The sequence below is a fragment of the Streptomyces malaysiense genome (assembly GCF_000980885.2).
Lineage (GTDB): Bacteria > Actinomycetota > Actinomycetes > Streptomycetales > Streptomycetaceae > Streptomyces > Streptomyces malaysiense.
This window is the reverse complement of record NZ_LBDA02000029.1, coordinates 66191-78810: the sequence shown is the minus strand read 5'-3', so window position 1 is coordinate 78810 and position 12620 is coordinate 66191. Positions and strand designations below refer to the sequence as shown.

Annotated in this window: 13 protein-coding genes; 9 read left to right on the top strand and 4 right to left on the bottom strand. The window is 73.6% G+C overall.

What is annotated here, in order from left to right; genetic code table 11:
- Positions 1–95 precede the first annotated feature (95 nt).
- The gene (locus VT52_RS13215) at positions 96–890 is read right to left on the bottom strand and encodes an enoyl-CoA hydratase/isomerase family protein (RefSeq protein WP_046420434.1); all 795 of its coding nucleotides are present in this window, start codon (positions 888–890) and stop codon (positions 96–98) included.
- A 428-nt stretch (positions 891–1318) separates the two neighbouring features.
- On the opposite strand from VT52_RS13215, the gene VT52_RS13210 reads away from it, so the two are divergent.
- Positions 1319–1840: a hypothetical protein gene (locus VT52_RS13210; protein WP_046420472.1), complete on the top strand. Its 522-nt coding sequence runs from the start codon at positions 1319–1321 to the stop codon at positions 1838–1840.
- A 14-nt stretch (positions 1841–1854) separates the two neighbouring features.
- Here VT52_RS13210 and VT52_RS13205 read toward each other — a convergent pair whose 3' ends face one another.
- The gene (locus VT52_RS13205) at positions 1855–2973 is read right to left on the bottom strand and encodes an adenylate/guanylate cyclase domain-containing protein (protein WP_046420433.1); all 1119 of its coding nucleotides are present in this window, start codon (positions 2971–2973) and stop codon (positions 1855–1857) included.
- Between the two features lie 337 nt (positions 2974–3310).
- On the opposite strand from VT52_RS13205, the gene VT52_RS13200 reads away from it, so the two are divergent.
- The 3 genes from VT52_RS13200 (at position 3311) to VT52_RS13190 (ending at position 5732) form a co-directional block, all read left to right on the top strand.
- Positions 3311–4204 carry an SDR family NAD(P)-dependent oxidoreductase gene (locus VT52_RS13200; RefSeq protein ID WP_046420432.1) on the top strand — a complete coding sequence of 298 codons (894 nt, stop codon included), beginning with the start codon at positions 3311–3313 and terminating at the stop codon, positions 4202–4204.
- Positions 4201–5052 carry an alpha/beta fold hydrolase gene (locus tag VT52_RS13195; protein ID WP_338059189.1) on the top strand — a complete coding sequence of 284 codons (852 nt, stop codon included), beginning with the start codon at positions 4201–4203 and terminating at the stop codon, positions 5050–5052. Before VT52_RS13200 ends, VT52_RS13195 begins: the two co-directional genes overlap by 4 nt.
- Positions 5053–5153: 101 nt before the next feature.
- Positions 5154–5732 (top strand): TetR/AcrR family transcriptional regulator, encoded by a 579-nt coding sequence (locus VT52_RS13190; RefSeq protein WP_046420430.1) that lies wholly within the window; start codon positions 5154–5156, stop codon positions 5730–5732.
- Between the two features lie 214 nt (positions 5733–5946).
- Here the strand turns inward: VT52_RS13190 and VT52_RS13185 are convergent, their stop codons facing one another.
- Positions 5947–6810: a biotin--[acetyl-CoA-carboxylase] ligase gene (locus VT52_RS13185; RefSeq protein ID WP_046420429.1), complete on the bottom strand. Its 864-nt coding sequence runs from the start codon at positions 6808–6810 to the stop codon at positions 5947–5949.
- A 110-nt stretch (positions 6811–6920) separates the two neighbouring features.
- Between VT52_RS13185 and VT52_RS13180 the strand changes: the two genes are divergently transcribed.
- The 4 genes from VT52_RS13180 to VT52_RS13170 all read left to right on the top strand — a co-directional run bounded on the left by VT52_RS13180 (position 6921) and on the right by VT52_RS13170 (position 9680).
- Entirely contained in the window at positions 6921–8534 is a 1614-nt protein-coding gene (locus VT52_RS13180; protein ID WP_046420427.1) for an acyl-CoA carboxylase subunit beta, read from the top strand.
- Positions 8535–8559: 25 nt separating this feature from the next.
- The gene (locus VT52_RS13175; RefSeq protein ID WP_046420425.1) at positions 8560–8769 is read left to right on the top strand and encodes an acyl-CoA carboxylase epsilon subunit; all 210 of its coding nucleotides are present in this window, start codon (positions 8560–8562) and stop codon (positions 8767–8769) included.
- 101 nt (positions 8770–8870) lie between these two features.
- Complete coding sequence (gene mmpB / locus VT52_RS37955) at positions 8871–9008, top strand: morphogenic membrane protein MmpB (protein WP_167377695.1); 138 nt, start codon at positions 8871–8873, stop codon at positions 9006–9008.
- 54 nt (positions 9009–9062) lie between these two features.
- Positions 9063–9680: a Maf family protein gene (locus VT52_RS13170; protein WP_046420424.1), complete on the top strand. Its 618-nt coding sequence runs from the start codon at positions 9063–9065 to the stop codon at positions 9678–9680.
- Here the strand turns inward: VT52_RS13170 and VT52_RS13165 are convergent.
- A complete protein-coding gene (locus tag VT52_RS13165) occupies positions 9652–10242 on the bottom strand; it encodes a hypothetical protein (RefSeq protein WP_420856279.1) in 591 nt (196 codons plus the stop codon). The two genes, VT52_RS13170 and VT52_RS13165, sit on opposite strands and share 29 nt — an antisense overlap.
- Before the next feature lie 363 nt (positions 10243–10605).
- Between VT52_RS13165 and VT52_RS13160 the strand changes: the two genes are divergently transcribed.
- Entirely contained in the window at positions 10606–12378 is a 1773-nt protein-coding gene (locus VT52_RS13160) for an acetyl/propionyl/methylcrotonyl-CoA carboxylase subunit alpha (RefSeq protein ID WP_046420422.1), read from the top strand.
- Positions 12379–12620 lie beyond the last annotated feature (242 nt).

Here is a 12620-nt window from a genome sequence, read left to right as displayed (position 1 = left end):
TGGGGATGTTGGTGCGGCGAACAGGGGGTTTGATCAGGGGCGCACCTCAGGGGTGCGCCCCGGGGCGAGAGGACCCGCCTCGGGGGCGCCCGCCCCTACTCCCCCGGCCACTGCGGCTTCCGCTTCTCGTTGAACGCGGCGACACCCTCCGCGCGGTCGCCGGAGAAGGCCACGGAACGCCACGCGGCGTCCTCGACCTCCAGGCCGGCCCGCAGATCGAGGCCCTGCCCGAGCCGCAGCGCCCGCTTGGCCGCGCGCAGGCCCACCGGGGAGTTCGCGGCGATGCGCGCCGCCAGCTCCAGCGCCTCCTCCCGGTCCCGGCCCTCCTCGACCACATGGTCCACGAGTCCCATCCCGCCGGCCTCCGCCGCCTCCAGGCGCCGCGCCGAGAACACCAGCTCGGCCGCCCGCGCCGCGCCGACCCGCCGGGGCAGCAGCTGCGTGCCGCCGCCGCCCGGGATCACGCCCACGGACACCTCGGGCAGCCCCACCACGGCCGTACGGTCGGCCACGATCAGGTCGCAGGACAGCGCCAGCTCGAACCCGCCGCCCAGCGCGAACCCGTGCACCGCCGCGATCGTCGGCATCGGCAGCTCCAGCACGCCGGTGTACGCCCCCCGCGCCACCGGCCGCTGCCGCACCAGGTCCGCGTCGCTGAAGGAGTTGCGCTCCTTGAGGTCCGCGCCGACACAGAACGCCCGCTCGTGCGACGAGGTCAGGACGACCACCCGGGCGTCCCGGTCCGCTCCCAGCGCCGTACAGGCGGCCGCGATCGAGCGGGCCATCTCCGTGGAGACGGCGTTCATCGCCCTGGGCCGGTCCAGGACCAGCTCCGCGACGTATCCGTGCCGCCTCACCAGCACGAACTCCCCGAACCGCGCCTCGCTCATCGCATCCTCCGGTACACGTGTTAACGCGGGTTAACCCCTGTCGGCCCGATCATCGCAGCCGCACCCGACCACGGGAAACCCCGTACCGCTACGCCCGTTCGAGTGACATCACGGCCGTCTCGCCCCACATCACCCACACGAGCGCATAGCGTGCGCTGCGCGGTGGGGGCGCGAGGGGAGCGCGCGGCGTCGCGCGGCGTCGCGGGGAGTCGCGGGGACCTGTGGGGAGCCGTGGGGAGTCGTGGGGGAGAACAGGCATGGCGGAAACACGTACTCGGACAGGCGGGGCGGGGGCGACGGCACCCGTGCGGTCGGGCGGCTGGTTCCCCGGCCTTCGTCGCGGACGGCACCGTAAACCCCGCCCCCGCAGGGCATTGCTCGTCGCGGGCGGGCTGGTCCTCGCGGCCGGGGTGCTCAGCCTGGTCCGCATGTCCCCGGAGTCCGGCGTCGGCGCCCCCGGCACCGCGGTGGCCGAACCCCGGCTCGACCCGGGCGGCGGGCCCGTCGGCGGCGCGCCGAGGACCGGCGCGTCCGGGATCGGCGGCCGTACGGCTGAGACCACCACCGGCACCGGCACCTCGGCCACCGGCCCTCGCGCGCTGCCCTCGACGGCCACCGGTCCGGACGGGCGGGCTCCCGCGCCGACGCCCACCGGGACCGTGGCGGCACCCGGGCATCCGTCGGCACCGGGCGGCTCAGGAGGCACGGGCGGGCCGGACGGCGGAGTGCCACCCGCGCCCGGGAGGAGCACCGCGCCGAGCACCCCGCCCCGGCCCACGCCCACCGAACCGGCGCCTCCCGCGCCGACCCCGCACCCGGCGCCGCCGACGACCCCGGCGCCCGCACCGACCAGCGGCGCTCCCGCGCCCGCTCCGGGCGGGCTGTGCCTGCCGGTCATCGCGCTCTGCGTGGACGTGGACGTGGAGGTGCCCGGCGGCCATGGCGGATAGCCCCGGGCCGGCGGCTACTGCTGTTCGTCCCTGCGGGTGAGCAGCCAGGGCTCGACCACGCCGAGGCCACGCACCGGGCGCTGCCACATCGGCTGGAGCGCGAAGCGGTACGACGGGGGTTCCTCGCCCTCCTTCTCGGCGGTCGCCGCGGCCTCGGCCGCCTCCGCCTCCGACGCGGGCGCCTCGCCGGCGCGGATCAGCTCCTTGGCGAACGCGCTGTCCATCAGGACGGCGTCGCGCGGGGCGATGGAGGTCAGCCGGGAGGCCAGGTTCACCGTCGTGCCGAACACATCGCCCATCCGGGTGGTCACGGTGCCGAACGCCATGCCGACGCGCAGTTCGGGCATCGTCTCGTCGTTGGCCAGCGTCTCCACCAGGCGCAGCGCGATGTCCGCGGCCGTACCCGCGTCGTCCGCGGCGAACAGGACCTCGTCGCCGAGGGTCTTGATGAGCCGGCCGCCGCGCGCGGCCACCAGGTCGGCGGCCGTGGTCTCGAAGGCCTCGACGAGTTCGCCGAGTTCCTCCTCCTCCATGCGGCGGGTCAGGCGGGTGAACCCGACGAGGTCGGCGAAACCGACGGCGAGGCGCCGGTCGACCATCTCCTCGTCGTCCGCGGCCTGGACGACGCGTCCGGTGGCGGCGGCGAGCTGGCGGCGCCAGACGTAGACCAGGAACTCCTCCAGCTCCGGCAGCAGCAGCTCGACCAGGGGGTACGTCACCTCGGTGCGGGTCATGCCGGGTTCGGGGGGCTCGGTCAGGCCCTCCAGGAAGGAGTCGATCTGCCACTCGGCCAGCCGGGCGGTGGTCTGCCCGGTGGACCGCGCCACCTGTACGGCCATGGCCTCACTGAGCAGGCCCGCCTCGACGAGACCCGCGAGGCGGCGCAGGGCGAGGACGTCGGCCTCGGTGAGGGCCTTGGCCTGACCTATGTCCGCGAAGCCCATCGCCCGCCAGAAGCGGGACGCCAGCTCCATGGAGACGCCGGCGCTGCGGGCGGCCTGGAAAGGGGTGTAGCGGCGCTCGGCGCCCAGGATGAGCTGTTCGAGACGGAGCGCGAGCGGGTCCTCGCCGGAGTCGGCGGCGCTGGGGTCCGTCCGGTCCTGCTCGCCGGGGCCCGTGTCGTCGACGGTCACGCCTGCTGCCCTTCCGATCTGCCGCGGTCAGGTACGACCGGCCTCAACTCTACGGCAGGTGTGCGCCAGCTCACTCCGTCGGGTTCGGCCGAGGTCCGGCTGTCCGGTTGCCGGGTCGTGCGCCGGGGTGGCGCCGACGCCGGGGCCGACGCCCTTCCGATGGCCCGCGGCCCCGAGACCCCACGCCCTCAGCATGGGCGGCTTGCCCGGCGTGCGCATCCGCGGGGCGCGGGTCCGCCCGCACCGGAACGCTAACCGGATAGGTGATCCGATTATGTGCTAGCGTCCGGCGTTAAATGGATGACCTATCCGTTTTCTTTTCGGGGTGGAGGCACTCATGTCGCAGACAGCTGTGGTCACGGCCGGGACGGGAGGGATCGGGCTGGAGACGGCGCTGGGACTGGCGGCCGCGGGGTACGCGGTCACCGTGGTCGGGCGCGATCACGTGCGGGGAGCCAGGGCGGTCGAGCGGATCGACGCGGTGAACCCGGCGAGCCCCGGACGGTTCCTGTTCGCCGACCTCTCCTCACTCGACCAGGTGCGCTCGCTCGCGGCCCGCATCGCCGACGACCACGCCGCCTCGGGGGAGCCCCTGGCCCTGCTGGTCAACAACATCGGAGCGATGTTCGCCGAGCGGCGGACCGTGGACGGCGTCGAGGTGTCGTTCGTCGTCAACCACCTCTCGCCCTACCTGCTGACGGAACTCCTGCTGCCCACGCTGAGGGCCGGCGCGCCGAGCAGGATCGTGAACGTGACCTCGGGCGCGGTCGGCGTCGCCAAACGGGTCTTCGACGCCGTCGAACCGCCCGGCGGCTACTACGGCTTCCACCACTACGGACGCGCCAAGCTCGCCAACCTCGCGTACACCCTGGACCTGGCCGCCCGGCTGGACGGCACGGGCGTCTCGGTCTTCGCCGCCGATCCCGGGGGCGCGGCGACCGGCATGACCGACGGCACGCTGACCGATCCCAAGATCGTCTCCCCCGCCCTGCGGCTGCTGTGGCCGCTGGTGCGGCGCAGGTTCGCCCGTGCCACCTCCGGCCCGGCGTCCGTCGCGGCCAGGTCCTCGATCACCGCCGCCACCGACGACGCCCTGACCGGCAGGACCGGCGTCGTCATAGGCCCCGAGGCACTCCCGGTCGCCCCGTTCCGCCCCGCGACGGACCCCCGTCTCGCCGAGGCGGTACGCCGGCTCAGCGAGACCTGCGCACCGGTGGGGGCGCGCCCATGACCGACCCGCTGACCGGCACACCGACCGACACGCCGACCGACAGGGACATCACCATGACCGACGCGTTCCCGGCCGCCTTCGCTCGCACCGTCCTCGGCTCCGGCCCCGGTCTTCTGCTCGCGCATGGCGCGGGCGGCGGCATCGAGGCCAACTACGGGCCGCTCCTGGAAGGGCTCGCCGCCCGGCACACCGTCGTCGGGGTCGACTACCCCGGCTCGGGGCGGACGCCCGCCGCGCCCAGGCCCCTCGAACTCGACGAGCTGGCGGACCAGCTCGTCGCCGCGGCGGACGCGGAGGGGCTCGGCACGTTCGCGCTCTGCGGGTACTCGCTCGGCGGGCCGGTCGCGATCAGGGCCGCGGTCCGGCATCCCGGCCGGGTCACCGCGCTCGTGCTGAGCGCGGCCTTCGCCCGGCCGGACACGCGCACCGACCTGGCCGCCGCGATCTGGCAGCGGCTGTACGAGTCCGGGCAGCACGTGCTGCTCGCCCAGTACCTGGCCCACCTGACCGTGAGCGCACCGGTGCTGAACACCCTCACCCCCGCCCAGGTGCGCGGGGCCGCCGAACAGACCGCGCCCGCGCTGCCGGCCGGCACCGGTGCCCAGGTCGACCTGGTCCGCCGCGTCGACGTCCGGGCCGACCTCGGGGCGCTCACCGTTCCCACGCTGGTCGTCGTCACCGCCGCCGATCCCCTGATACCGGCCGCCCTCCAGCACGAGCTGGCCGCCGCCGTCCCCGGCGCGCGGACCGCCGAGCTGGCCACCGGGCACCTGCCCTTCCTGGAACGGCCGCAGAGGTGGCTGGAGCTGATCACCGGGTTCCTCGGCGAGGAGGAGCACCGGCACTGACCACCGGGCGACGGGCCGCCCGCGGACCCGGCGGCCCGAACGCTCCGCGTACGATCGAACGCCGAACCGATGCCGCGAGACGAGCGATCTGGACCGCCCACATGACGAGCACGCAGCTGCGCAAGGACGCCGCCCGCAACTGGGACCGGATCGTCGCCATAGCCCGCGAACTGGTGGACGAGGGCGCCGCGCTCCAGCTCAACGATGTGGCGCGGCGGGCGGGCCTCGGCGTCGGGACCGTCTACCGGCACTTCGCCACGCCCGAGGCGCTGCTGGAGACCGTGGCCGCGCCCTGCCTCGAAGGTCTCGCGGAGCACGGCCGCCGGGCGCTGGCCGGCACCGATCCGCTGCGCGCGCTGGAGGATTTCCTGTCACGCGTCGTCGAAGCGCAGGTCACCGATGCGGCGCTGGCGCCGGTCACGGCGGCGTCGACGGACGCGCTGCCGCGTACGGCCGAGCTCAAGCGGTCCCTGACCACGACCGGCACGGAACTCCTCGACCGGGCCCAGGCGGCCGCGGTGATCCGTCCGGACCTCGTCGCCGCCGATCTCGTCCCGCTGATGTGCGGCATCGCCCACGCGGTGGACATCCACGGCGGCGACACGGCGGCCCGGCTGCGGACGGCCCGCCGCTACCTGACCGCGTTCTTCGAGGGCGCACGCACCCCGCCCCGCCCGTAGCCACACCCGGCGAACGGCCACACCCGCCGACCGCCCCGGCCGCGGGCAGGTGTGCCGACGGGACGGTACGGGTGGGCGCGGCGGCGCCCCGTAAGCGCGGGCGAACGACCCGGCCCCCGGCTCGCCGTCCCAGCTGCGGCGCCATCGGGGCTTGTCGCGCGGCTCCCCGCGCCCCCGAGGGGATCGCGGCCCCCTCGGCCACGAGCCCGCCCCCTCACGCCGGACGCAGGTGCACGATGTCCCCCGCCCCCACCGGCTGAACCCCTTGCGGCGTCGCGATGACCAGGCGGCCGTCGCCGTCCACGGCCACCGCCTCGCCGATCAGGTCCCGGTCGCCCGGCAGTTGCGCCCGCACCGTGCGGCCCAGGGTCGCGCAGCCGGCCGCGTAGGCCTCCTGGAGGCCGCACGCCGAGGGGTCGCCGCCGGCCGCGCGCCAGCGGCCGTACCAGTCCTCCAGAGAGCGCAGCACCGCCCGCAGCAGGGGGTCCCGGTCCGTGTTCACCGCGCCGGCGAGCAGCAGCGACCCCGCACCGGCCACCGGCAGTTCCTCCGCGCGCAGCGAGACGTTGAGGCCGAAGCCGATGACGACGCCGTCCCGGCCGGCCCGCTCCAGCAGGATGCCGCCCGCCTTGCGCTCCTCCCCGTCGACCGTGACCAGCAGGTCGTTCGGCCACTTGAGCGCCGTGTCCACACCGGCCGCCCGCGCCAGCCCCGCCGCCACCGCGACCCCGGTGAGCAGCGGCAGCCAGCCCCAGCGGTCCACCGGTACCTCCGCGGGCCGCAGCAGCACGGAGACGAAGAGGCCGGAGCGGGGCGGTGCCGTCCAGCGGCGGTCCAGGCGGCCCTTCGCGGCCGTCTGCTCCTCCGCCACCAGCACCGTGCCCTCGGCCACCGGGCCGGCCGCGGCGCGCGCCACCAGGTCGTTGTTGGTGGAGCCGGTGCGCTGCACCACCTCCAGCCCGGACCACAGCCCGCCCTCGCGCACCAGTGCCCGGCGCAGGGCGTTGGCGTTCAGCGGCGGGCGGTCCAGATCGGACCAGCGGCCGGTGTTGTCGTCTGCTGCATCTCGGGGCGTCATGCAAGCCACCCTAGGTGTGGCAAACGACGCAGTGCTGATCGGTAGCCCCAGCACTACTCTACGAACGAGTAACCGTCCCCCCTTTTGAGCAGGCAGGGAGCCGCATCCCGATGTCCGAGCCGGAAGAGCGTCACGAGATCCAAGAGATCGACATCCACACGACCGCGGGCAAGCTCGCGGATCTCCAGCGGCGCATCCACGAGGCGACGCACGCCGGCTCGGAGCGCGCCGTCGAGAAACAGCACGCCAAGGGCAAGCTGACGGCCCGTGAGCGCGTCGAAATGCTCCTGGACGAGGGGTCGTTCGTCGAGCTCGACGAGTTCGCCCAGCACCGCTCCACCAACTTCGGGCTGGAGCAGAACCGGCCCTACGGCGACGGCGTCGTCACCGGCTACGGCACCGTGGACGGCCGCCCGGTCGCCGTCTTCTCCCAGGACTTCACCGTCTTCGGCGGTGCCCTGGGCGAGGTCTACGGCCAGAAGATCGTCAAGGTGATGGACTTCGCCCTGAAGACCGGCTGCCCGGTCATCGGGATCAACGACTCCGGCGGCGCCCGGATCCAGGAGGGCGTCGCCTCGCTCGGCGCCTACGGCGAGATCTTCCGCCGGAACACCCACGCCTCCGGTGTCATCCCGCAGATCTCCCTGGTGGTCGGCCCCTGCGCCGGCGGCGCGGTGTACTCCCCGGCCATCACCGACTTCACGGTCATGGTCGACCAGACCTCGCACATGTTCATCACCGGCCCCGACGTCATCAAGACCGTCACCGGCGAGGACGTGGGCTTCGAGGAGCTCGGCGGCGCCCGTACCCACAACGCCGTCTCCGGCGTGGCCCACCACATGGCCGGGGACGAGAAGGACGCCATCGAGTACATCAAGCAGCTGCTGTCGTACCTGCCGTCCAACAACCTCTCCGAGCCCCCGGTCTTCCCGGAGGAGGCGGACCTCGCGGCCACCGACGAGGACCGCGAGCTGGACACCCTCGTCCCGGACAGCGCCAACCAGCCGTACGACATCCGTACGGTGGTCGAACACGTCGTGGACGACGGCGAGTTCTTCGAGACGCAGGCCCTGTTCGCGCCGAACATCGTCACCGGTTTCGGCCGGGTCGAGGGCCACCCGGTGGGTGTCGTCGCCAACCAGCCGATGCAGTTCGCGGGCTGCCTGGACATCGACGCCTCCGAGAAGGCCGCGCGTTTCGTGCGCACCTGCGACGCGTTCAACCTGCCGGTGCTCACCTTCGTGGACGTGCCCGGCTTCCTCCCGGGCGTCGGCCAGGAGCACGAGGGCATCATCCGCCGCGGCGCCAAGCTGATCTACGCCTACGCCGAGGCCACCGTCCCGCTGATCACCGTGATCACCCGCAAGGCCTTCGGCGGCGCCTACGACGTGATGGGCTCCAAGCACCTGGGCGCCGACCTCAACCTCGCCTGGCCGACCGCCCAGATCGCTGTCATGGGCGCCCAGGGCGCGGTCAACATCCTGCACCGGCGTACCCTCGCCGAGGCGGCCGCGACCGGCGAGGACGTGGAGGCGGTACGGGCCCGGCTGATCCAGGAGTACGAGGACACCCTCCTCAACCCCTACGTGGCGGCCGAGCGCGGCTACGTCGACGCGGTGATCATGCCGTCCGACACCCGCTCGCACATCGTGCGGGGCCTGCGTCAGCTGCGCACCAAGCGGGAATCACTGCCCCCGAAGAAGCACGGCAACATCCCCCTCTAGGCCCGGCCGACCGACAGGAGCCGACATGACGATCAAGGTCGTACGAGGCAACCCGACCCCCGAGGAGCTGGCCGCCGCCCTGGCGGTGGTCCGCGCCCGCGCCGCGGTGGAGGCGGCCGCGCCGGCCGGCGCGGGGGGCCCGAAGGACGCGTGGTCCGACCCGGCCCGCATCGCCGCCGCCCGCGTTCCCCGGGCGGGCGCGGCGGCCTGGACCCGGACCTACTGGCCGAGCTGACCCCTCGGGGCGCGGGGGAGCGCGCAGCGGCAGGACACCGGGCGCCCATTTGAGTACGACTACTCAGGCGCCCGGCCCCGCCCTCCCCGCACGCTGGACCGGTGCTCTGGTCAGACCCCGATGACGAACCGCCGAAGGAGCTGCGCGACGCGCAGGACATGCTGCGGCGGCTCGGCGTCCTCATGGCCGTGGCGGTGACCGCGGCCATGATCGTGGCCGCGCTGACGGGCCTGCGCTGAACCCACCGCCGGGCGATTCGCGCGGGCCCGCATTCGGGTGACTAACCTGACCGCATGACCGCAACGCAGCGCAGGCGACTCGTTCTCGCCTCCCAGTCCCCCGCCCGCCTCGGCCTGCTCCGGCAGGCGGGCCTCACGCCAGAGGTCATCGTGAGCGGGGTGGACGAGGACGCCGTCACCGCCCCCACCCCGGCCGAACTGGCCCTCGCCCTCGCCGAGGCCAAGGCGTCGGTCGTGGCGGCGCTGCCCGAGGTGCAGGGCGCCCTGGTGATCGGCTGCGACTCGGTTCTGGAGCTGGACGGGCGCGCGCTCGGCAAGCCCGCGGACGCCGAGGAGGCCACCGCCCGCTGGAAGTCCATGCGCGGCCGGGCCGGTGTCCTCCAGACGGGGCACTGCGTCTGGGACACGGCGGCCAAGCGCTACGTCTCGGCGGCCGCCTCCACCGTCGTACGGTTCGGCGACCCCAGCGACGAGGAGATCGCCGCCTACGTGGCCTCCGGCGAGCCCCTGTACGTCGCCGGGGCGTTCACCCTGGACGGCCGTTCCGCACCCTTCATCGAGGGCATCGACGGCGACCACGGCAATGTGATCGGCATCAGCATGCCCCTGGTGCGCAAGCTGCTGGCCGAACTCGGCGTCGGCATCACGGAGTTGTGGGCGCCAGCCGGGTGAGCCGCCCGGCGACGGCGTCCCGCGGCCCCTCGTCCCCGTCCCGCGGCTCCGCCGGGCGCTCGGCGACCGGTTCCCCCGGAGGGGCGGCGGAGGCGTCCACGGGCTCGTCCGGGACTCTCGGGCCGCCGCCGGTCCCGCCTCCCCCGCCGGGCGCCGCCTCGACCGGGCCGCCGTCCCGGTCGTACGACACCAGGAGCAGCACCAGGAGCGCGAGCACCACGACCATGGCCAGGAAGGCCGTCACGTCGATCAGGCCCCAGGCGAAGGCGCCCAGCAGGCCCTGCACGACGGCCGCGCTGATCAGCACGACACGCCCGAAGCCGGCGGGGGCCCGGTCGCGGACCGCCACGAGCAGGGCGACCAGCGCGCACAGCGCGAAGTAGAGGCCGAAGACGACGCCGCCGATCTTCGAGGACGTCGACATCAGGTGCGGGTCCAGGCCGGCCATGGACATCTTCTGGCGCTCCACGACCACACCGAGGAACCAGTTCAGCGCCCCGATGCCGAGCGCTTCCACGATGAGGACGACGGCCACCACCCACGCCACGGTTCTGCGCACCACCGGCCCCACCCGCTCCCCACCTTGACCGCTGTTACCAGCAGTAGATCCGAGACAGGGCGAACGCTACTAACGGGTAAACCAGGGGGCAAGGGTTCGTGCGGCAGCAAAGAATCATTGGGCCATTCGTAGGGACTCGACAAAGAAACCGAGTGGGCCGCAGCACGCTCTTACAGAGACCTTGGCCACATGGCAGGGCTAGGGTTTTCCGGAGGAGTCCTGCGTAGCAAGGTGCCACCGGGACTTTCGCGGGTCGGGCGAGCCCCGCATCACGCTCCGTGTGGGCAAGCTCACCATTGGGGACGGGTCGAAGAGCCGTGTCGGCAGTCCCTAAACTCGGCTTGTTTCAAGGAGGGAGCCTCAATCGTGCGCAAGGTGCTCATCGCCAACCGTGGCGAAATCGCTGTCCGGGTGGCTCGGGCCTGCCGGGACGCGGGGATCGCGAGCGTTGCCGTCTACGCGGACCCGGACCGGGACGCTCTGCATGTCCGCGCTGCGGATGAGGCGTTCGCCCTGGGCGGTGACACACCGGCAACCAGTTACCTGGACATCGAGAAGGTCCTGAACGCGGCCCGGGAGTCCGGCGCGGACGCCATCCACCCGGGTTACGGCTTCCTCTCGGAGAACGCCGAATTCGCGCAGGCCGTCCTCGACGCCGGTCTGAACTGGATCGGCCCGCCGCCGCAGGCCATCCGCGACCTGGGTGACAAGGTGGCGGCCCGCCACATCGCCCAGCGCGCCGGCGCGCCCCTGGTGGCCGGCACACCCGACCCGGTCTCCGGCGCCGACGAGGTCGTCGCCTTCGCCGAGGAGCATGGCCTGCCGATCGCCATCAAGGCGGCGTTCGGTGGCGGCGGCCGCGGCCTGAAGGTCGCCCGCACCCTCGAAGAGGTCCCGGAGCTGTACGACTCGGCGGTGCGCGAGGCGGTCGCCGCCTTCGGGCGCGGCGAGTGCTTCGTGGAGCGCTACCTGGACCGTCCGCGGCACGTGGAGACCCAGTGCCTGGCGGACAAGCACGGCAACGTGGTCGTCGTGTCCACCCGTGACTGCTCGCTCCAGCGCCGTCACCAGAAGCTCGTGGAGGAGGCGCCGGCGCCGTTCCTGTCCGACGAGCAGGTCGCCGAGCTGTACCGCGCCTCCAAGGCCATCCTCAAGGAGGCCCGCTACGAGGGCGCGGGCACCTGTGAGTTCCTGGTCGGCCAGGACGGCACGATCTCCTTCCTGGAGGTCAACACCCGTCTCCAGGTCGAGCACCCGGTGACCGAGGAGGTCGCCGGCATCGACCTGGTCCGCGAGATGTTCCGCATCGCCGACGGCGAGGAACTGGGCTACGGCGACCCGGAGCTGCGCGGGCACTCCTTCGAGTTCCGCATCAACGGCGAGGACCCGGGCCGCAACTTCCTGCCCGCCCCCGGTACGGTCACCATCTTCGAGCCGCCGGCCGGCCCCGGTGTCCGCCTGGACGCCGGCGTGGAGTCGGGCTCGGTCATCGGCCCGGCGTGGGACTCGCTGCTCGCCAAGCTGATCGTGACCGGCCGCACCCGCAAGGAGGCCCTGGAGCGGGCCGCGCGTGCGCTGGACGAGTTCCAGGTCGAGGGCATGGCGACGGCGATCCCCTTCCACCGTGTGGTGGTCCGGGACGCCGCCTTCGCCCCCGAACTCACCGGCTCCACGGACCCCTTCAAGGTCCACACCCGCTGGATCGAGACCGAGTTCGTCAACGAGATCAAGCCCTTCGCCGCGCCGGCCGACGCCGAGGCGGAGGAGGACAGCGGCCGCGAGACCGTCGTGGTCGAGGTGGGCGGCAAGCGCCTGGAGGTCTCGCTGCCGTCCTCGCTGGGCATGTCCCTGGCCCGTACCGGCCTCGCGGCGGGCGCCAAGCCCAAGCGCCGCGCCGCCAAGAAGTCCGGCCCCGTGGCCTCCGGCGACACCCTCGCCTCCCCGATGCAGGGCACCATCGTCAAGGTGGCCGTCGAGGAGGGCCAGGAGGTCAAGGAGGGCGACCTGGTCGTCGTCCTGGAGGCCATGAAGATGGAGCAGCCCCTGAACGCCCACAAGTCCGGGACGATCAAGGGCCTGGGCGCGGAGGTCGGCGCGTCGATCACCTCGGGCGCGGCGATCTGCGAGATCAAGGACTGACGTCCGTCCGTACGGCATGGAACCGGCCCACGCACCGGGGGCCGGTTCGTCGTCGGGGGGGGTGACTCGGGGCCAGGGCGCGGCGGGCGGCGCGCTCAGGAGACGGCTCACGGGTCCCTGCGCCGTTCGGCCCGCCGGCAAGCCCGCGGCGGCCCGCTCGCGCCCGCCCGGTGCCGCGAACCCGGCCCGCCCCGGTCACGCCTGTATACGGCTCCCGGTGCGGTGAAACCGCCGACGGTTCG